Consider the following 19,030-nt stretch of genomic DNA (forward strand, 5'->3'; position numbering starts at 1 on the left):
CCCTTATCTTTAGCAGGTAAAAGTCAACTTATAGTGTAGCTAGATCGTAAACATTGCAAAATAACCATAGTCATTTGTAACCATTATCTCGATAATCGACACCTATTTTCTATTATTCAACAATTCTATCATGAACAAAAACATCCTCAAAGTTTACCAGCTTTTGTGTGCCCATTTGCTAAAACTATGCTGTGGAATCACTATTTTCCTATTAACCATTACCAATCCGGCTTATAGCCAATTGCCTGCCGGATTCAGTCAGAAGAAATTGACCGGTGATGTCATCAATCTGGCCACTGCTATGGCCCATGCGCCCGATGGAAGAATCTTCATCGCGGAACGTTCGGGTGCCGTAAAAGTATTACAGAATGGTGTTGTTTCCACTGTCACAACAGTAGCCACCACTACCGACGATGAGCAGGGATTATTGGGTATCACCTTGCACCCGCAGTTTGCATCAAATGGAAAATGTTATCTTTTCCACACAGATTCCGCAAAGACTGTACACTATCTGGATATGATAGTGATCAGTAATACTAATACGGTAACCAGCACCACAAGGATTATGCAGTTCGACAGTATCCTGGGCGGATTACATAATGGAGGTGCCATCTTATTCAAAGGTGATCTGTTATATGTTGCCATTGGCGAAAGCGGTCGTCAGGAAGAGGCTTCCAAACTGGATACTTACCGTGGTAAGATATTAAGGTTAACGGAAGACGGTCAGCCTGCACCGGGAAATCCTTACTATAATGTAGCCGGTGCTTCCCGCCAGAAAAGAAGTATCTGGGCTATTGGTATGAGAAATCCGTGGAGGATGGCACTTGATCCCTTATCACAAAAGATTTTTGTGATGAATGTTGGTGGAACTTATGAAGAAATCAACGATGTAACCAACCCTGATCCTGCCAGAAATTATGATTATGGCTGGGGTGCAGCCGGTAAGTCTGGAATCGAACAGGATTCAACAACTACCATCCTGCCAGTCTTTTCTTATACTTCACATGATTCTACATGGGGTTGCGCTATTACTACCGGAGTATTCTTTAACCCTCCTTCAACAAACTACCCTGCAAAGTACCAGAACAGATTTTATTTCTCTGACTGGTGTAACCAATGGTTTAGAAGTATCGATGCTGCTAATCCAAAAATAGGCGGTTATCAGGAATTTGCTAATGATAAATTCCGTTCTATACTGGGTACAAGCGTTGGTATCGATGGAAATATCTATTACATTGATTATGCAGGTACTGGTAGCGTTTGGCGGATAGAATATGATGCTACACAAGCTCCTTCTATTGTGAATCAGCCTGCTGCCCAGACGGTTTTTGCACAGGATAAGGTAACGTTCTCTGTGACCGCTGCTGGTGCAATACCTTACACTTACCAGTGGCAAAAGAATGGAGTGGATATTGCCGGTGCAACTGCAATATCTTATACCATTAACAGTGCTGCTCAGGCAGATTCCGGTAACTACCGCGTTATTGTGACTAACCCCATCGGTAGCATTACAAGTGCTGCTGCTAAACTGACGGTTAAACCATTCAATGCAAAACCTGTACCTCACATCATAACGCCGGCGGCTACCTTTAAATGGAACGCGAAGGATACTATTCGTTTCTCTGCAAGTGCAACAGATGCCGAAGATGGTACACTGCCTGCTGCTGTTTATAAATGGGAGGTTCGTTTCTACCATGCAGACAATGCTGCAAGTGAACACTGGCACCCTGGCCCTGCTGTTCCGGGTGGTAGTACTACTGGTTCCTTTATCGCTGATAACACTGGAGAGCCTTCCCCTAATATCTGGTTCAGACTTATTGTGACGGTTACTGACTCTAACGGACGTACGGGAATAGATTCTCTGGATATTCAGCCAAATAAAGTAATACTTACTGCAGATGCAAGCCTGCCAGGTTTTAAACTACTCATCCTGGGCTCACAGGTAACTGCTCCGTTCTCTAAAACAGCTGTTGTAGGTAGCACGTTTAACTTGCAGGCTCTCAGTCCGCAGGTATTAGGAGATACTGCTTATGAGTTCTCTTCCTGGGTACATGGTGGTGATGCATTGCAAACCTTGAAGGTGCCAGCAGTAAATACTACCTATAAAGCCATTTATAAAGTAAGTGCTGCGCTGCAGAATCCTTACTCCGGTATACCATCTCCTATCCCTGGAAAGATCGAAATTGAAGACTTTGATCTGGGTGGTGAAGGAGTTGCTTATCACGATGCAAGCACAGGAAATGCCGGCAATCAATATCGCCTGAATGATAACGTAGACCTGGAAAAATGTTCCGAAGATGGTTTCAACATTGGTTATGTTGCAGCAGGCGAGTGGTTGGAATACACCGTGAATGTTACTACTCCGGGTGTATATACCTTCTCTGCACGTGTGGCGAATCCTGGTGCTGTTAAAACTTTCCATGCAGAATTGGACGGACAAAACTTCACAGGTAATATCACTGTTCCCACCACAGGCGGATTCCAGGCATGGCAAACAGTTTCAATAACTACACCTGCACTCACTACCGGTGTAAAAGTGTTACGCATTTCTCTCGATGCTACTGATTTTAACGTCAATTATGTAACCTTTACAAATGGTACAGTTGATACAACTGTTCTTAAAAACCTGGCCCTGAATAAGCAAACAACTGTTTCCTCTGTTGAAAACGGAGGTACACCAGGAAACAATGCAGTAGATGGTAGTCAAACCAGCCGCTGGTCAAGTGAGTTCAAAGATCCGCAATCTATCTATGTAGATCTTGGTGCTGTTTATAACATCAGCGAAGTGAAGATCTTCTGGGAAAATGCATATGGTAAGAACTATGACATATACATATCTAACGATTCTACTTCATGGGGAACACCTGTGAAACAAATTGTTGGTAACACTGGTGTATTAAATGATCATACCGGCCTCACTTCAACCGGAAGATATGTACGTATTTATGGTACGGTTAGGGCTTCACAATACGGGTATTCCATTAATGAGCTGGAAGTATATGGTAAAGCTCTCTCAGCTGCCAGTTTAGCTTATTTGCCGGAAACAAATACGGCTTCATATAAGTTGTATCCAAATCCTGTATATGGTACATTAACGATCGCTGGTGTTAAAACCGCCCGGATCTTTAATATCATCAACCTGTCCACTTCTCAGTTGACAAGGATCCAGTCTTCAAATGGAACTTTGAATGTTGGGAATTTGGTACCTGGAACTTATTTAGTTGAGTTCAAAGAAGGTAATAAAATAGTGCGGAAGAAGTTTGTGAAGTTGTAGTAAAATAAGTATAAAAAGGGGGGATATTTTGATAATATCCCCCTTTTTTTGCCATACACATTACAAACCTGCAATGTGATCATATCACCAAACAGGGCTTTTATGTCATGAACTTTATAAAGCCTGAATATGCAGATGATCCAATGCATCAGCAAACAGATACCGGATGTTCACCCCTCTGCCAGAAGCATTATTGATAGCAGTGCGTAAAGCAGCACGGGATGTTTCATTGGTAATGTGATTCAGGTCCGTAGCTGTGCTGCCGGTAGGAGAATGCTCATTCCAGCGGTTTGGCAAAAAGAAATTACCAGTTGTAGGTAAGTTCTGATATTCCGGTAGTAAAGTCGGCGGTTGTGTATTTGCATATACAGTGATATGCCTGTTGTAGGTTGTAAAATCGTGATCTGCGCCTGCACCATCGGCGTAAGGCGGCCTTGGTAATCCAAGCGCATAACTGCCGGATGCAAGGTTGTTAATCGCACATATAACAGCATCCAGGCATTGCTGTTGATTCCGCACATCTATTCTGATCCCGTCAATATGAGTGAGATCTACGGCCGTACCATTGGAATGATGTGATGATGCCGGACGGATATAACTCAGAATGCCAAAAGCGGGATTGGCACTCCTGTTATGATCCAGAGAAAAATAAAGCATCTGTGAAATACTTTGTAACAATGATAACGAAGGTGTGAACGTATTACCGTTCAGTGTATAACTGCCATTTGTTCTGATACTTTCCAGTTGCGTCCGGATATTAGCTGGTATACTCACCCTGCCGGGATTCGATAGTATATCTCCTGCAAATTCCTGTACCGTGTTACTGTTGGCAGTAGACACTGGTGCTACTGTATCAAAACGGATCAGGTTATTGTGCTCAATAATCTGGATCAGAGAAGTGGCATAACTGGGATCAGTAGCATACCCGGCGCGTGCAATTTCTCTTACAAACTGTCGTGCATCACCGGTATGATTGAATGCTTCACGATAGCGTGCATTATTTACAAGGAAGTTGCCGTGATCGTTAAAGCTCTCTACAGCGTTAGCATAAGCTCTGAAATTATCTTTTACCCGCCAGCGGTATTTAACGTTGCCGTTATTATCCGTGTATTGCTCAATAGAAATTATTTCCGGATAAGGATGCCTGCTTCTGTCATTATCGCTATGGATCTCTGTAGTGGTCAGCAACTGCCTTTCACCTGTCCAGCTGGCACCAGCCTTTATTCCGAAGAAATTAAATCGTGGTGCACTTCTTCCCCAGCCAGATTCCAGCGCAGCTTGTGCCAGTGTTACGGAGGCGGGTACACGCGTTTGTTGCATGCTGTCTATAGCATTCTGTGAGTATTGCTGGATAAAGTCTTCCTGTACGGTAAGATCTCCGGAAAACAGGATACGGTCATCAAAAGAAAAAGATTGCGCAACACTGCCCACAGCTGTATTGTATAGCTCTATTTCTGCATTCCTCCGGTTCACTAATCCCTGAGAGTCCACCAATGCACCATTCTGCCGTATCTTTACCCATTTCCTCATTTCTGTTGGTACAGATGTATAACTACCCTGGTTCAGCAGTCTGCGCAAAGTGGATCTACGGAAGTTCTCTGATCCTATATTGTATACAAAACTAACCAGTGCATCAAATTGATTTTGATTTAGGCTGACGGTAATCTGTTCATTAATTGTACGCTGAAAATCGCCGACGCGGGTCATCAGTAACTCCGTTGCCCGCTCGTCGGTAACACCGTTTGCGTATGGCTGTTCGGAAGCATCACCATTACAGTTACCCTTATGAATCAGGGTACCATAACCAATAGTGCAATGCCCGGCCTGGTCGTTATATTTCTGTGCCCTGAATCCTTCCAGTCGTTTGATCAGCGCTATCCCTGTGGCAGAGATAACGGATTGCGTGGCAGTAAATGATTTTGCAGTAGCAGTGCGTGCGGCGAAATGCACAATCTGAATTCTGCCATCCCAATCAGCACTCACACGTACTTCTCTTTCAAACTTTACCAGAAAATCCGAAAACTTTTCAGGGTAAGCAGTCCCTGTACCAGGATCTACGATGGAAAGCGTTGTGTTTTCTGGTGTTCCATCGCCCTGGATACCATGGATGATGCGTGCATGAATACCGAAGTTGGCATCACTTCCTTCTGCGGTAGTTACCCAGATGGGGCCATAGTTCCGCATCATTTGCTCCCATCCGGCAATGCTCAGGCTCTGAGGAAATTCCGGTGTAAGGCCCGCTGCTCTTAAAAAAGGAATCTTTTCTGCAGATGACAACCCCTGGTTGTTCCGGACCTTATTGAGATAGACTGTGCCGGTATTGGCTATGACTGTTTCTATAGCAGAAGAACTTTGATTCCTCCAGTTAATCATCATGGTAGTTACGGTAGCCCAGCAAACCATACCGGTTGGCTGTTGTATCGGACCTACAATACCGGGTACTGTATAATTAACTGCCGCAAATGATTTTGCAATAGCAGTGTTAGTAGAGAAATGTACAATCTGAATTCTGCCATCCCAGTCGGCACTCACACGTACTTCTCTTTCAAACTTCACCAGAAAGTCCGAAAACTTTTCCCGGTAAGCAGTCCCTGTACCTGGATCTACAATGGAAAGCGTTGTGTTTTCAGAAGTTCCATCGCCCTGGATACCATGGATGATGCGTGCATGAATACCGAAGCTGGCATCACTGCCTTCTGCAGTAGTTACCCAGATGGGGCCATAATTCCGCATCATTTGTTCCCATCCGGCAATACTCAGACTCTGAGGAAATTCCGGTGTAAGACCAGCCGCTCTTAAAAAAGGAATCTTTTCAGCAGATGACAGTCCCTGATTATTCCGGACCTTATTGAGATATACCGTGCCGGTATTGGCTATTACAGTTTCTATAGTGGAGGAACGCTGGTTCCTCCAGTTAATCATCATGGTAGTTACGGTAGCCCAGCAAACCATACCGGTTGGCTGTTGTATCGGACTTACAATACCAGGTACTGTATAATTAACTGCATCAAATGAAGCGGCAAATCTTTCTACAATAGAGGATGGGTGGGAATATCCACTTTGTCTGCGCTTACTGGGACGAAGCAGGCTGTTTATTGCGAAGAAACGATTTTCCATATAGAACAAATTGATTAGTCTTTAAAAATTAAATCATCATTCCTGATTCAAAGTGCTGTCAGCATCACTGGCAGCCGGAGGGCTCATCTGTGTACTTGGTGCCGGGTTGCTCTGTTTATGCATATTTTCCAGGTCATTTAAAAACTCAGTGGGGTCGAATGATTCCTCCTTGCTTACATTAGCAGGCGGTGGCGATGATGGTGGTGGTGATGCAGGCCGTTTGAGCGGCTTAGGTGGTGTGCATTCGAAATCATTGAACCGGTTATTCAATTCTTCTGTATCTACTTGTATAGTACCGAGATTATAAGCATTGGCATATTGCATATTCTGTGCTATACGATCGAAGATAGCATGTTCATTCTTCACAGAAGGATCATTGCCTGCCGGGGGAGGAGGCGTATTAACTGATTGCTGCTTACCCAGATCATCCCGGTTTACAGTCTTTTTCGCCGTGGGATCATATACTTTCTTACCTGAAAGAATAGCTTGAAGATCATTCACAATATCTTCTTCTTTGGAAGATAAAGAACCACTATTGTCAGCCGGCTTGGCCTCTGCTCCGCGCATCTGTTTCAGATCTTCGATTAAGCCGGCTGTATCAGGGGACTCAGGTGTTTCCGGCACACCCGGAGTATAAGATGGAGTATAAGAAGGAGTATAGGTTGGAGTATAAGAAGGACGATCAGGTGTAATAGTCTCCGGTGCAGATTTACTACTGGATAAAGGGTCCAGCACATTCGTTTGCAAATCCTGGTTATGACTAACCGGCGAATAAGTTATTTCATCCTCATAGGAGGATGAATACACAATATATTCTTCGTGAGGACTAGGATTACTGCTCTTGATAACAGATGCCTGTACCACATATTCTTCAAAAATATCTCCGTCTTTATCTACAGAAGCAGCTACAACATATTCCTGAAAAGGCTCCGTGTCTTTACCGGGAATAACTTCGCCATTATCAAAACTCTTTGCTACGGATCTGCGTCTTTGCCTGGATGGTCTACGACCGCCATAGTAATCGCACAGCATATCATCGTAGCAAGTATAAGATGTTTTTTTCTTCTTCATATGCCAGTAACTTTTTAAATGCTGAGACTTTCTAAATCCTGATATTCATTTTCACAAGTGTGTAAGGATCAAAGGTCATAATGAGCTCAGATTCTGTTTGTGTGATATGATCTTTCGATAATAGTATCTTTAACTCATGAGCATTAAATTCCAGTACTTCCGCCAGGTTATTATTGATAACAGTTACCGGTGGAAACTGCGGATTCAGTGTAAGATTTTCTCCCCGTATATGCAGGAATGGACGGTTGTTTTCATCTACCGACAAACTCACTGCATTTACCTTTGGTGGAGTCTGACCTCTCTTTGATTTCTGAATCTCGTTCGCCAGTGTCTTATAATCTATTTCATTATCTGATGCCCGTTGAATATCCACCTGTTTTCGTTCTATCTGTTTCAGATCATCCACAGAATTTACGCCCATCTTTCTTAGCTTATTGCGCGTTTTCTGATCTACACCTATCTCTTCTATTTTAGTATCATTTTTTAACCCCGACATTTTAGTTGTGGCTCTTACCTGCTGATCTGTGATAGAACCTAACTGAATATTTACCTTGGAAGCGCCTTCCTGCCCCGGTTGTGCGGTGATGAACCTGATCTGATCTCCATCAAAAGTGGGAAAGATATTCAGGTCAATAGCCAGATCCTTTACTGTATAGGTCAGCGGTTTATTAATAGCTTTGATAGCCAGTGTTTCGCGGGTTTTATCCAGCTCTACTACCAGTGAGTCTACAAAATCTTCAAGGTTCCAGTATTTATTATTATCATTCGCCATTTTCCGGTGGGGTATATTTTTCAGCTTTTATTGTAATGCTGTGATACGAAGGACGGAAACTGCTGTTCACCCTGTAAAGGGGAGGTACACTGCCTATTTTTACCTTCCCTTCATCGTCTACACTAATATCCAGTTCTATGGGAGTGCCTATCTCTATCTCGTAAATAAAAGAATGAATACCGCTTTCTTCATCAACGATATTTGCACCTGGAATATCCAGTATTTTATCTACCAGGTCCCGGAAGGGCAAAAAGGCTTCGTCTATCATGACTTGCCGGGTTTATTAACAGGATTCAGCACTACTTTTACGTTCACTTCAATGTCATATCCGTCAAATGTGTAAGCAACATCTGTTGTCGTTTTTTCTTCCTCTTCTTCTTCAGACATGTTATGATATTTATTGGTTATTGGATTTGATGCCGAGTATTCTTGCACTTACTGGTAGCGGGAATTTTACTTTGGTGCTGCTCACCTGGTTTACATACCCTTCTGGTGTAAGAGATTCCACTTTGCCGAGTGTGATCTCGAACAGCCTGAATACTGGTACTATCCATACCATTCCCTGCTCATAAGTTCTGCCTTTCAGTTTAATATTGTAAATCATTTCCGCAGTGTTGGGCCGGGCAAAATCTGCATTGCGGATGGCGGCCAGCTTTTCATCCTCCAATGGTGTATTCCCATCCCATCCGTCCATCAGTTTGTTGATCTCTGTAATGCTCAATTCTATTCCCGCTTTTAGTCTCCCTGCGGTCTTGTCTGTATTACTTTCACTGTCTTTCTCATCCATAGCTATCTTGGTACTGGTTATTCCGTTGTTAGGTTGCTCGGCAGATAATGATACCAGGTAGCGGGCGTCTACATTCAACTCCCAGAGTGATTTGGACTTACCAAGAGAAGGGGATTGCCAGATCTTATTCCAGAAGGAACGATACACTTTCATGTCCGTCAGTTCTTTCTCATCAGAAACTGCTTCACCCTGATTTTGCACAAAATAGTTCTGGACAAAAACAACGCTGGTATTACCTATTGCTTTGTATTCTTTTTCACTGCTGGTACGCCAGCGCATCTCTGCAAATACTTCTATATTTTTATGCAGCGGCATATTGGATAGCTCGCTTTTCAGAAATTCAAATTCAATAACAGTATTGGCCCGAATGTCTTTCTGCTTAAAGGTCTTCTCAAACAGAAGCTGTTTGGTAGTCGCATCTTTAAAGTAGAAATTATAGATAGCTTTTGGCAATGGATTTTTAGGCGCATTGCTTACATTCAGCTTAATTTTAAAAACGAGTCTGTCAGACAGTTGGAGGAGCAACACATCTTTCCCATTGGAGGGCGAGAGTTTCAGCGATTCGAAGGTAAGAATGACCGCGTTACTTAAACTATATGCTGGAACGCGCTGCCCGTTAACACCATACCCACCTGCGCTCTGCTGTAAAGAATGAGCGGCGGCTACAACCGGTGCAGCTGGTGCTACTGCCGGTGCGGGAGTATTCTGTAATTGTGCAATCAGTTGTGCCAGCACGGCAGGATCTACGGTAGCTGCCGCCTGCGGCTGATTCTGCATTAACTGCTGTAACATCATCCTGCGTTGTACATCACCTGCCAGGGTTGTCATCAACTGGTTATTGGCCTGCAGGGTCTGCAACTTATGTTGATTCGCAGCATTGATCAATTGTGGCAATAGTTGCATGCCTTGTTGGATGATAGGACCTGCCAGTGTAGCCAGCAATGCATCATCTATTCCAAAAATAAAAGGTCTTGAAAACTGTTTGTTATTTGTTTGTGTATTCTGATAGTAATGAAAGCGGTTATCACTCACGGATTGTTCCCCGCTGAAAGACCTCTGCCCATTCATTAATCGTTGCCCATTCACGGACTGTTGTCCGCTGAAAGATCCTTGTCCATTCATGAACCGTTGCCCGTTTACAGATTGCTGTCCGCTTAAAGATCCTCCCAGGGGTAACCCTGGAATATTCGGAGCTACAGCCCTGAGCATAGCCCCAAGTAAGCTCGTCAGCATAGAGGTAGTATTGCCGGAAGGGCTGGCGGTGCCTCCGGAAGATGAGGGCGCAGGACTCAGCATATTAATCGCTGCAGGTAATACTGCCCTTACAAGGCTGCCCAGCAAATCTTCTATAGAAGACTGATGCGACAATGATTGCTCGCTGTGGGAAATATTCCTGACGGGGTTGAAATCTATACTGCTCATAATAATACTGCTTGCTCTTGTTAATGGATTAAGTCTGCCTGTATTAATCTGACGAAGGGCGGCAGGAATCCTGATCACTTTGGACACTGCCGGGGAAGTGCCCCGTGCATCCTTTGCACTGAGCAATTGTACATAGCAGTTTTCCTGATCAAAATAGTTTTTTGGCAGCCGTACTTCTTCCTCGCTATCTCCCAAAAAAGTGAGTTTCGTTTTTTGCCGGAACGGGGTCTCTCTTGAGATCTCATCTACCCATTTTATGCCCGCTCTCTCAATCACCTGCCTGCCAATCTTAAACCGGTAAAAGTTATTGGTACCGATATCGATCTTAAAGAGGTAATCATGACTGTCGGCCGATTCCCATTGTAAAATAGCTAAGGCCATAACAAATAGTTATTAACGGACAGCACCCGCTGCCGGAGCTCCAATAGCTGGCTGTGCAGCAGGTTTTAGAGCTGCTACGCCACCATCTGCATACATATTGGCAAAATTATCCAGTTTGAAATAATCTGTTTTGAACTTGATATTCACATGCCCTTTCAGGGTCGCAGTCATATCATCGGTAGCTTTCTTATCAGAAGTATTTACCTGGATATTGGTATTAGTAATATCTGCAGTCATCGACGGGCCGCCAAAGATAGCGCCCATGATTCCACCATCCGCTTCCACATGCGTATTGACAGTATTGATATTCTGATCATCATGATGAGCAGTGCTGGCACGACTCGCCTTGATGGTAAATTCCACCTGTGCATCAATCTCACCTTTTTCTACTACCAGGCGGGTTACACCCATCAGCAATACCTCTCTCAATGCAGCACGGTGTTCCTTGGCCATATTGATCTTTGCTTCCAGGATATGCTTCTTTACCTCTGCATCTTCCAGGTCATGCTTTTCTCCTTCAGGATTTGTCAACGCCAGTTTGGTACTGCCATCAGATTGCTTCTCGGTCGTTACATTATATTGCTCTCCCTTGGATTCTGCCAGTCGTGCAAAGGTATCGTCATCCTTTACTTTCTTAATGAAATCAGCAGTTGATTTAGTCGCCTCTTTCATTAGTTTGATATAACTGTCAGTCTGTGTTTTCATCACCTTGAGGTTGGCGTCGAACACAGCTTTCAGGAGGTCGGCCACAAATTTGGGGAAGTCAACAGCATCCACCAGTTCTGTAAAAGCTTTGGTATCTCCGGTAAACCCTGGATCATATCCTTTGTATCCCATTTGCTTACCGCTGTCTGTGGCCATACTTTCAACGATACCATGTTTTTTCATTTGTCTGGAGGTATAATCATCTATCAGGGAGAGATAGATACTTTTCTGATCCTCCATTCCCATGTTTTTAAAAACCTCACTTGTTCCCAATACCTCTCTGGCCTGTGCTCTGGCCAATTCCCTGATCTGTGTTTTAGAAGGTATTACATTCATATCCATTGCTTATAGTTCGTTTAGAATAAATATTATTTTCCCTGGAAATTTCATTCATCTTCCTCAGAAGTCCCATTCATCTTCCTCAAAACCCTCATTCACCTTCCTCAGAAGTCCCATTCATCTTCCTCAAAAATCCCATTCATCTTTTCCTCCGGAAGGAGTGGATGGTTTTTCAGACGTACTGTCTTCGTCATAATCCTTGCCTTTTCTATATTCTGTTTCATCAGTGTTCTCTTCCTCCTCACCTTTGTTCTGCAGTTGCGCCTGACTGATGATGAAGGCATCCACATTACTGATAAATCTGGAGAACAGTTTATCGTCTTCGAAAGTAGCAGGGTTGTAATCAGCAATTGAGTGCAGGATTTCGTAACTCAGCTTAGCTTTGTTATAAAGGATGGTCGTCTTCGGCCGCTGATGTTTCATGCCTTCATAAAGCAACTCTACTACTTTCCACCAGTTACCACCCGCAGGTACCAGCTGTTTCACAACTTCAGGATGATTCAGTATACGCTTGATCACAAAGTATAACTCATCATAAATGATCGGCGAAATCACATTGGCCATTCCTGAGCAATGTGTAGAAAGGTTATACTGCAAGTCTTCCACAGCCTGCATCACTGTTTGTCTGGATACATAACTATCCGGATTAGGACTATCCTGTGCGCGCTGTATATACCTGGCTACTTCCATAATCAGGATCCGCCAGTATTTCGGAAATTCCTTGTTTACTACCACATCTTCTGTCACAGGCGCATTGCCGAAATTGAACACCTGTTTGTAGAACATCTGCCGTTCTGCAGGACGTGTACGGTCAATGATTTTGCCCGTTCTCGGATGTGTAAATTTATTGGAGAATACATACAACTGCAGGTCTTCCCTGAGCTGTGTATCTGAAATCTGGATATTACCGCGTACCATATACTTATGCGTGAAGAAATTGACCACATTAAAGATGTCCAGTTCTTCTCCCAGAGTCATAGAATACATCATCTGTGCAGCACAGCGGATGTTGTTGGTCAGTACCTGTACTACAGCCGCATCATCATCAAGGAAACTAACACTGTAGTCCGCTCCGCTGGTATCTTCAGTATCTGTGTCTGTAGTATCATCCTCCCAGCCCGGTGTGTTTTCTATCTCGTTAAGAAAGATAGGAAGTAGGTTGTCGATATTGGATTTATTTACCGGTAGGAGAGATGCTTTGATCTGCTTGATCAGCTTGGGGATCATCACTACCGGAATATCGTTGTAGTATTTGGAGAACTTAAGCAGCTCAAGTTCCTTGCTGTTGGAAACGTAATTGCTTACAATCTTATCAATGTATTGCCTGAATGAAAGAGACGAAAAAGAAGGGTTTCCTTTCAGGATATCTACGATCACATGAGATGTGTCCGAATTATATTCTACATCTACCTTGTCGTCATGAATATATTCACGGGCAGTACTTATTTGTCCATAGGTAATCACATTACGGATCCCTGATCTGTTCCCGAAAATGAAATTAGTTAACCCGTTAATTTCTGAATACCCCGAATTATAACCCATTGCAAGCAGATAATTGATCACTCCGGGATAATTCAGGATAGTACGTGTATTCAGGTCCAGGTTATTCCAGTTATTGCCTAACCGGTCTTTAAAATCAAATTTTAGCAGCGAGAGTTTATCTTCTGCATCTATGTATTCTTCCAGGTTGTAATTGGCGGTAGTAGTAATATTATTAGCCGTAAAGCTGTTCGAGTTGATGGCAGTATATATATTGTACAATAAGCTGCCTTCTTCCCATTGCTGCTCCTCCCTGTATTTATGGGAAATACGTCTTGACTTCAGAGGTAACGTAATGAAATCTTCAATTGCTACGCCATCAGGTCCATACCAGCTATCATCATCTCTCGTGAATACCGGTTTACTTAAAAGATCATCCAGGTACGCCAGTTGCTCTTTTAATTTTGCATCAATGTCCGCATTGACGCCATTTGTAGTAACATTTGTTCTGCGTATTTTAACGCCATTGGACGATGGGAAAAAATTAAGCGTTGCCATTGACATTTTGTTTAAAGAGTTTATGATAAAATAGCGTTTAAAAGTTTGAATGAATCTGCCAGGTTAAGCAAGCCGTAACCGGCTCTTTGATCCCTTACTTTGCTGGTAAGCCTGTCGGATGTATTGCTTAGTATATAATTGATTTCTCCATGTGTCAGTTTGTGGCCCTTCTCATAAGCATATGACTTCAACAGTGCCACAGCCCCACTCACAAAGGGAGATGCCTGCGACGTACCGGAAGAAACTGCATAACCATTGTTCAGATAAGAACTGTAGATATTGGAGCCCGGTGCCACTACAGATATACTGGCTCCATAAGAAGTAAAGCCGGTCACCTGTCCGGAATTATCTACTGCACCTACTGCAAAAACACCATCCAGAGCGCCCGGATAGTATTTCTCTTCAGTACCATCATTACCGCTGGCTGCTACTATTGTAACATTCTTGCTGAGCGCATATTTTACAATATCCTCATGAGGAAGCCCTCCGCCGGAATGTTTGATTCCCAGACTCATATTAATTACATCCGCCCCATTATCTACCGCCCACTTGATCCCGTTATTGATGTTGTCGATAATACCGGCACCTACTATCCGGTTACCACTTTTCATAGCAGCTAATACCCTTACTACCATAAGGCTGCACGATGGACATACGCCTTCGTTCATTTTAAGTCCTTTGGCAGCCAGAATGCCGGAAACGTGGGTGCCATGCCCCACCTGATCTTCGGGCATCGCATTCACATTTAATACATCACCAATAAAGGCAGATGTATCAAGCCCCTGCAGGTCTACAAAGTTTTTCCTTAGTACGATTTTATTATCCAGTTCCGGATGACTGAAATTGGCTCCGGTGTCCAGTACCGCTACCCGTATATTCTGAACCCCTTTGGTCCATTCCTTTGCATAGGGTAAATAGATCATATCCCCGGGATCTGTAGATACCAGTGCCATAGCACCTGCTACTTCTCCGGGAAATTCTGCAGTACCTATCTGCAATGGTCTTAAGTCTGTTACAAAGGGGAGATGTGTTATTTGTTGGAGAATAGAGTCCGGTAGCTTTCCATCCTGCTGTAAAATAAGACGGAAAGTAAGGTGTAGGTCGGCATTTATTTCATCGGCGCTCCAGTCGGGTCCGTTAGGTTTATATTCGCGGGTAGTCCAGAACTTATAATTACTGGCAGCAAAGATTCTGTCGATTTCGGGGTGAAACCGCTCAACGATATTCGTTTTATCATTGATAAAGTTGAGCCAATAAGGAATCCGTTCAGGAAGCTGATCCTGCACAGCGGCTACAACTTTAATAATCAGATGCTCTTTCATGATGCAATAGTGACCGAAATAATAGAATCAACTATTCGCCTTAAGCCTATAAAATATGGGAGTAAACTTTGGGGTATTTCCTTGCTATTGATATGATAATTGTTCGATTGAGGCAATAATTTTCCCATACTGCCTTAATCAGTAATTTATGGTGACAGAATAGCTATAGTTATAGTGCCTTTCTAAAAGGAATAACTGTAAATAATCGTTGTTTAATTGAATGAATGTTGTTGATTGAAACAGTGCAGATCCGGTAAAGTTCAGAATAATTATGACTAATTTATTTGGAATCTCAAACAGCACTTATGGAAATCACTTGAAATATTGGGGTGCGAACTAATACCTGGGGTCTGTGATATGAAGCTAGGAAATATTTAGTGAACCGGCAAAAAAAAATAAAAACACTGTCTTTGAGAATTAGCTTTAAGAGATATGTAATAAATATTACATTTAATGAGTTTTTAATTGTACTTATATTTATGGAAGAAAAGAATGAATCTATTTTTATCTCCGATTTTGACGATGTAAAACCTGTTGAACGCCGATGGGCTATATTACCATTATGGATAAGAATTTTTACCTGGGGCTTTCTGATTGCAGGGGCATTAATGCCTTTCATAATATTATTAAGAATTTTCAGGGTGCAGGTAATCATGAGTTTATATGGCCTTGAAACAACGAATGTTTTTTCAACTACAGGATTAATTTTAGCATCGCTTTTTATGTTGAAAGGTATTGCTGCCTATGGATTATGGGCTGAGAAAAACTGGGCGATTTTGATAGCACAGATAGATGCACTGCTGGGCATTATAATTTGTATCGCCTATATATTTATCAGACAGGATACACCAAATGGATTCACTGTTATTTTCAGGTTGGATCTTATTTTATTGGTGGTATATATAGTGAAACTATACAGAATAAAACATCGATGGGAGGAGAGCGGTAAATAAGCTTTCTACATAAACATTTTTCAGTTTCTTCAATGGAAATCAGAGGCAGGGAATTAAAACCATTAAAACATAGAATACTATATTGTGACTATACTCATTCTAATTTAGTTCGCGTAGAATGAGTATAGTCATAAGGCATTTAGTGGCTGTTTAACAAATATCATGTTGTTTTATTCAGCTGGCTCTTCCGGATAAAAAAAGATGTGCTGCTCAGCCAGTTTCCCTTCTTCATTCAATTGCTGCAATGTCCAGTAATCCGTTTTCGTTGTTTGTACCCACATTTCCCCTGATTTATGTAATACCTGTACACTTAATCCCATCCGGTGCCTGAAATCATGTTCTATTTCGGCGGCAGTACGATGTTTGCTTACATCCAGCCAGCCAAAAGTATGCATGATCCTTATATCCTCTATAGGTGTTTCAGGAGGGATCTTTTCCTGCGGGCAACAAGCTTCACCCACTTCATGTGGTTGTTGATAGAATGCCAGTTGCAGGAAAGGATATATTTCCTGGAAATCACTCTGAATATTGGCTATAACAGCCTCTTCACTAATGTAGATTTCCATGATTAAATGTTTATGCTTACACAAGATTACAGCTATTCTGGCTGCTGACCAATGAGTGGAATCAGTTTTTTTTATGATAGCTATCACATGAACCTCGTAAGAAAGAAATATTGAATTTTGCAGGAATATTAATCCCAGAAAAACGCCAGCAGATGATTGTACGTTTTAATGAATTGCACAGTCAGCATGTTAAAAAACCAGCAGCGCTCACAACAGTCCACAACCGATCACCTAAGTGCTTTACTTCCTACACCATTGATCAAAAGACAGATTGCTGCTTATCTGTTTAAAATACACTAATGTCAAATCACATGTGAGATAACGCATTAATCCTATGTTCACATTTTAAAATCAATGAACCGAACTAGATGTATTACGCTTAACATAACATTAGAAACAATAACTGCAGGATTTATTATGTCCTGAGGCTACTGCTTCTTTTACTGTAACTGTATCTATACTATGTGTGCAACTCTCTAATCCCTTACAGAATTTTAAATGATAGGCATAGCTGGTTGGTGATTTGCATACATATACCTTGTGAGGAGGCTCTTTTGGCGCTGCGCTTAAAAGCAGTATAATGAGTATGATATTCATGATATAAGTAATAAAGTATCAACATTTACTGATACACTAATTTACTACATCATAAATGGACATTCGTGAATACAATGTTAAGAACGAGATTGTTCCTTAAGTAAAATATTATATCCGTGACTTAATCCTGCTCAGCGTTTCCTGTGAAATATTCAGGTAGGATGCAACAATCTTATTTGGTAGCCGTTGTATTATTAACGGGCTCTCCCGAAGTAATATCCGGTATCGTTCCACTGCATCCATGGTTATAAAACTCATCAGCCGGTTTGTGTTGGTAACATAAGCATGTTCAAGATAATGCCTGTAAAACTTTTCCCAAAGGGGTACTGTTTCCAGTAAATGATGAAAGTCCCTGCGGGAAATAGATAACAATTCTGTATCTTCTAATGCCTGTATGAATTCCAAAGAAGGTTCCTGGCTAATGAAACTGACTAACGCCGTAGCGAAGTTTTTTTCAAAAGCCAGGTACCTGGTAATATCCTGCCCGTCTTCCTGGATAAAGAAAATCCGTAAACAACCGTTCTCTACAAAAAACATACGCTGGCTGCTTTGCCCATGATTGATCAATAGCTCATTCTTCTTAGACTTTAATGGCTGGAAGTAAGATAAAATAGACGCCAGTTCATTATCATTAACCGGTATAGTATCCAGGATATATTTTGTCAGTTGTTCATACATAGGATTTAAGATACAAATTAATCCTTGCTGACCAGTTTCTCAGACAATTTCCTTGCATTAGGGATAATAATAAATGCAGCTGCATAGGCAACGGGTAGCATAACGCTCCATGCTTTCAGGAACTTGATAAACCAGTCTTCACCAAAACCATAGTTTCGCATTAATCCAACAAAAGCCATGATCAACGTCATTGGGATCACCACAAATAAAGTATTGATGTACCTGTAATGTTTCTTTTTCATCATATTCAATTTTATGATGCAAAGATGGGGTGGATGTAATGCCTTTTTTTGATGTAAGTCAATAAATGGATGGGAAATGTAGTCGCGGCAATTGAACTGCCCACGTTAAAAAACTCAGGTAAGCACCTTATCCTCCTATAGATGTGATAACCACATCGCTGGTTATATGTTAATGAACTCAGGTAAGTGCCTTATCCCTCTATAGATGTGATAATCACATCGCTGGTTATATGTTAATGAACTCAGGTAAGCACCTTATCCTTCTATAGATGTGATAACCACATCGCTGGTTATATGTTAATGAACTCAGGTAGGTGCCTTATCCTTCTATAGATGTGATAACCACATCGCTGATTATATAGTGGGATATATCCAATATTGGAATAAGTACTTCTTTATAGGGTGATTGCTCTGTTCTGGAAGATAGTATGCCCCTGGATGTATCAATATTTAAACCGGCTAATAAGATGGCAAAATTGCGTGGCAATGTAGTTGTATCGGTCGACTTATTCCAAATGAGCATCCAGCTTTCATCTTTTATACCAAAAGAGCAGGAGACTTCCAGTATAAGGAAAACGGACTCCTTTTGTAATAGACTAAATTTGCTTATACTGTTTATAATTCTGTGATCAGAAGATGATTTAAATGATATTATTGTGTTTATCTCCGTGGTTTCTTCTTCTTTGTAAATATTCTCAATTGTGGTAAATTGTTCTGTTTTTATACTTAATAATTTGTATTTAAGTTGTTTTGCTTTTTTTGCCATA

At 41.9% G+C, this 19,030-nt stretch carries 15 protein-coding genes; 2 read left to right on the plus strand and 13 right to left on the minus strand.

The genetic code is table 11. From position 1 onward, the window contains the following. The first annotated feature begins 130 nt into the window (after positions 1–130). Positions 131–3,274, plus strand: a complete 3,144-nt coding sequence (locus tag BM176_RS14635) for a PQQ-dependent sugar dehydrogenase (protein ID WP_090104215.1) — start codon at positions 131–133, stop codon at positions 3,272–3,274. Positions 3,275–3,388: 114 nt separating this feature from the next. On the opposite strand, the gene BM176_RS14640 is transcribed toward BM176_RS14635, so the two are convergent. The 9 genes from BM176_RS14640 to BM176_RS14675 all read right to left on the minus strand — a co-directional run bounded on the left by BM176_RS14640 (position 3,389) and on the right by BM176_RS14675 (position 15,227). Further along, on the minus strand, positions 3,389–6,391 hold the full coding sequence (locus BM176_RS14640; protein WP_090104217.1) for a papain-like cysteine protease family protein: 3,003 nt from the start codon (positions 6,389–6,391) through the stop codon (positions 3,389–3,391). 36 nt (positions 6,392–6,427) lie between these two features. Beyond that, positions 6,428–7,462 (minus strand): hypothetical protein, encoded by a 1,035-nt coding sequence (locus BM176_RS14645; protein ID WP_090104219.1) that lies wholly within the window; start codon positions 7,460–7,462, stop codon positions 6,428–6,430. Positions 7,463–7,493: 31 nt separating this feature from the next. Then, positions 7,494–8,234, minus strand: a complete 741-nt coding sequence (locus BM176_RS14650) for a hypothetical protein (RefSeq protein WP_090104221.1) — start codon at positions 8,232–8,234, stop codon at positions 7,494–7,496. After that, a complete protein-coding gene (locus tag BM176_RS14655; RefSeq protein WP_090104223.1) occupies positions 8,224–8,502 on the minus strand; it encodes a hypothetical protein in 279 nt (92 codons plus the stop codon). The genes BM176_RS14650 and BM176_RS14655 overlap by 11 nt, the downstream gene beginning before the upstream one ends. Next, positions 8,499–8,621: a hypothetical protein gene (locus tag BM176_RS32930; RefSeq protein WP_255373514.1), complete on the minus strand. Its 123-nt coding sequence runs from the start codon at positions 8,619–8,621 to the stop codon at positions 8,499–8,501. The genes BM176_RS14655 and BM176_RS32930 overlap by 4 nt, the downstream gene beginning before the upstream one ends. A gap of 10 nt (positions 8,622–8,631) precedes the next feature. Further along, positions 8,632–10,824, minus strand: coding sequence for a hypothetical protein (locus BM176_RS14660; RefSeq protein ID WP_090104225.1), 2,193 nt, complete (start codon positions 10,822–10,824; stop codon positions 8,632–8,634). Between the two features lie 12 nt (positions 10,825–10,836). Then, complete coding sequence (locus tag BM176_RS14665; protein WP_177230409.1) at positions 10,837–11,865, minus strand: hypothetical protein; 1,029 nt, start codon at positions 11,863–11,865, stop codon at positions 10,837–10,839. 129 nt (positions 11,866–11,994) lie between these two features. Beyond that, positions 11,995–13,905, minus strand: coding sequence for a hypothetical protein (locus tag BM176_RS14670; RefSeq protein ID WP_090104228.1), 1,911 nt, complete (start codon positions 13,903–13,905; stop codon positions 11,995–11,997). 20 nt (positions 13,906–13,925) lie between these two features. Then, a complete protein-coding gene (locus BM176_RS14675; RefSeq protein WP_090104229.1) occupies positions 13,926–15,227 on the minus strand; it encodes a S8 family peptidase in 1,302 nt (433 codons plus the stop codon). 479 nt (positions 15,228–15,706) lie between these two features. On the opposite strand from BM176_RS14675, the gene BM176_RS14680 reads away from it, so the two are divergent. Further along, complete coding sequence (locus tag BM176_RS14680; RefSeq protein WP_090104231.1) at positions 15,707–16,180, plus strand: hypothetical protein; 474 nt, start codon at positions 15,707–15,709, stop codon at positions 16,178–16,180. A 170-nt stretch (positions 16,181–16,350) separates the two neighbouring features. Here BM176_RS14680 and BM176_RS14685 read toward each other — a convergent pair whose 3' ends face one another. From BM176_RS14685 to BM176_RS14700, 4 genes are all read right to left on the minus strand, one after another. Further along, positions 16,351–16,746, minus strand: coding sequence for a hypothetical protein (locus BM176_RS14685; RefSeq protein WP_090104233.1), 396 nt, complete (start codon positions 16,744–16,746; stop codon positions 16,351–16,353). A 705-nt stretch (positions 16,747–17,451) separates the two neighbouring features. Then, a complete protein-coding gene (locus BM176_RS14690) occupies positions 17,452–18,021 on the minus strand; it encodes a Crp/Fnr family transcriptional regulator (RefSeq protein WP_090104234.1) in 570 nt (189 codons plus the stop codon). A gap of 17 nt (positions 18,022–18,038) precedes the next feature. Next, entirely contained in the window at positions 18,039–18,266 is a 228-nt protein-coding gene (locus BM176_RS14695; RefSeq protein ID WP_218162209.1) for a DUF2798 domain-containing protein, read from the minus strand. 316 nt (positions 18,267–18,582) lie between these two features. Beyond that, entirely contained in the window at positions 18,583–19,029 is a 447-nt protein-coding gene (locus tag BM176_RS14700; protein ID WP_090104237.1) for a hypothetical protein, read from the minus strand. Position 19,030: the final 1 nt, after the last annotated feature.

This window comes from Chitinophaga sp. CF118 (genome assembly GCF_900112615.1).
Lineage (GTDB): Bacteria > Bacteroidota > Bacteroidia > Chitinophagales > Chitinophagaceae > Chitinophaga.

What these genes read in the sequence shown, in the direction of transcription:
- BM176_RS14635 (WP_090104215.1), top strand. Translation starts at nt 131, where the DNA reads ATGAACAAAAACATCCTCAAAGTTTACCAGCTTTTGTGTGCCCATTTG.
- BM176_RS14690 (WP_090104234.1), bottom strand. Translation starts at nt 18,021, where the DNA reads ATGTATGAACAACTGACAAAATATATCCTGGATACTATACCGGTTAAT.
- BM176_RS14680 (WP_090104231.1), top strand. Translation starts at nt 15,707, where the DNA reads ATGGAAGAAAAGAATGAATCTATTTTTATCTCCGATTTTGACGATGTA.
- BM176_RS14650 (WP_090104221.1), bottom strand. Translation starts at nt 8,234, where the DNA reads ATGGCGAATGATAATAATAAATACTGGAACCTTGAAGATTTTGTAGAC.
- BM176_RS32930 (WP_255373514.1), bottom strand. Translation starts at nt 8,621, where the DNA reads ATGTCTGAAGAAGAAGAGGAAGAAAAAACGACAACAGATGTTGCTTAC.
- BM176_RS14655 (WP_090104223.1), bottom strand. Translation starts at nt 8,502, where the DNA reads ATGATAGACGAAGCCTTTTTGCCCTTCCGGGACCTGGTAGATAAAATA.
- BM176_RS14645 (WP_090104219.1), bottom strand. Translation starts at nt 7,462, where the DNA reads ATGAAGAAGAAAAAAACATCTTATACTTGCTACGATGATATGCTGTGC.
- BM176_RS14695 (WP_218162209.1), bottom strand. Translation starts at nt 18,266, where the DNA reads ATGATGAAAAAGAAACATTACAGGTACATCAATACTTTATTTGTGGTG.
- BM176_RS14700 (WP_090104237.1), bottom strand. Translation starts at nt 19,029, where the DNA reads ATGGCAAAAAAAGCAAAACAACTTAAATACAAATTATTAAGTATAAAA.
- BM176_RS14675 (WP_090104229.1), bottom strand. Translation starts at nt 15,227, where the DNA reads ATGAAAGAGCATCTGATTATTAAAGTTGTAGCCGCTGTGCAGGATCAG.
- BM176_RS14640 (WP_090104217.1), bottom strand. Translation starts at nt 6,391, where the DNA reads ATGGAAAATCGTTTCTTCGCAATAAACAGCCTGCTTCGTCCCAGTAAG.
- BM176_RS14665 (WP_177230409.1), bottom strand. Translation starts at nt 11,865, where the DNA reads ATGAATGTAATACCTTCTAAAACACAGATCAGGGAATTGGCCAGAGCA.
- BM176_RS14670 (WP_090104228.1), bottom strand. Translation starts at nt 13,905, where the DNA reads ATGGCAACGCTTAATTTTTTCCCATCGTCCAATGGCGTTAAAATACGC.
- BM176_RS14660 (WP_090104225.1), bottom strand. Translation starts at nt 10,824, where the DNA reads ATGGCCTTAGCTATTTTACAATGGGAATCGGCCGACAGTCATGATTAC.
- BM176_RS14685 (WP_090104233.1), bottom strand. Translation starts at nt 16,746, where the DNA reads ATGGAAATCTACATTAGTGAAGAGGCTGTTATAGCCAATATTCAGAGT.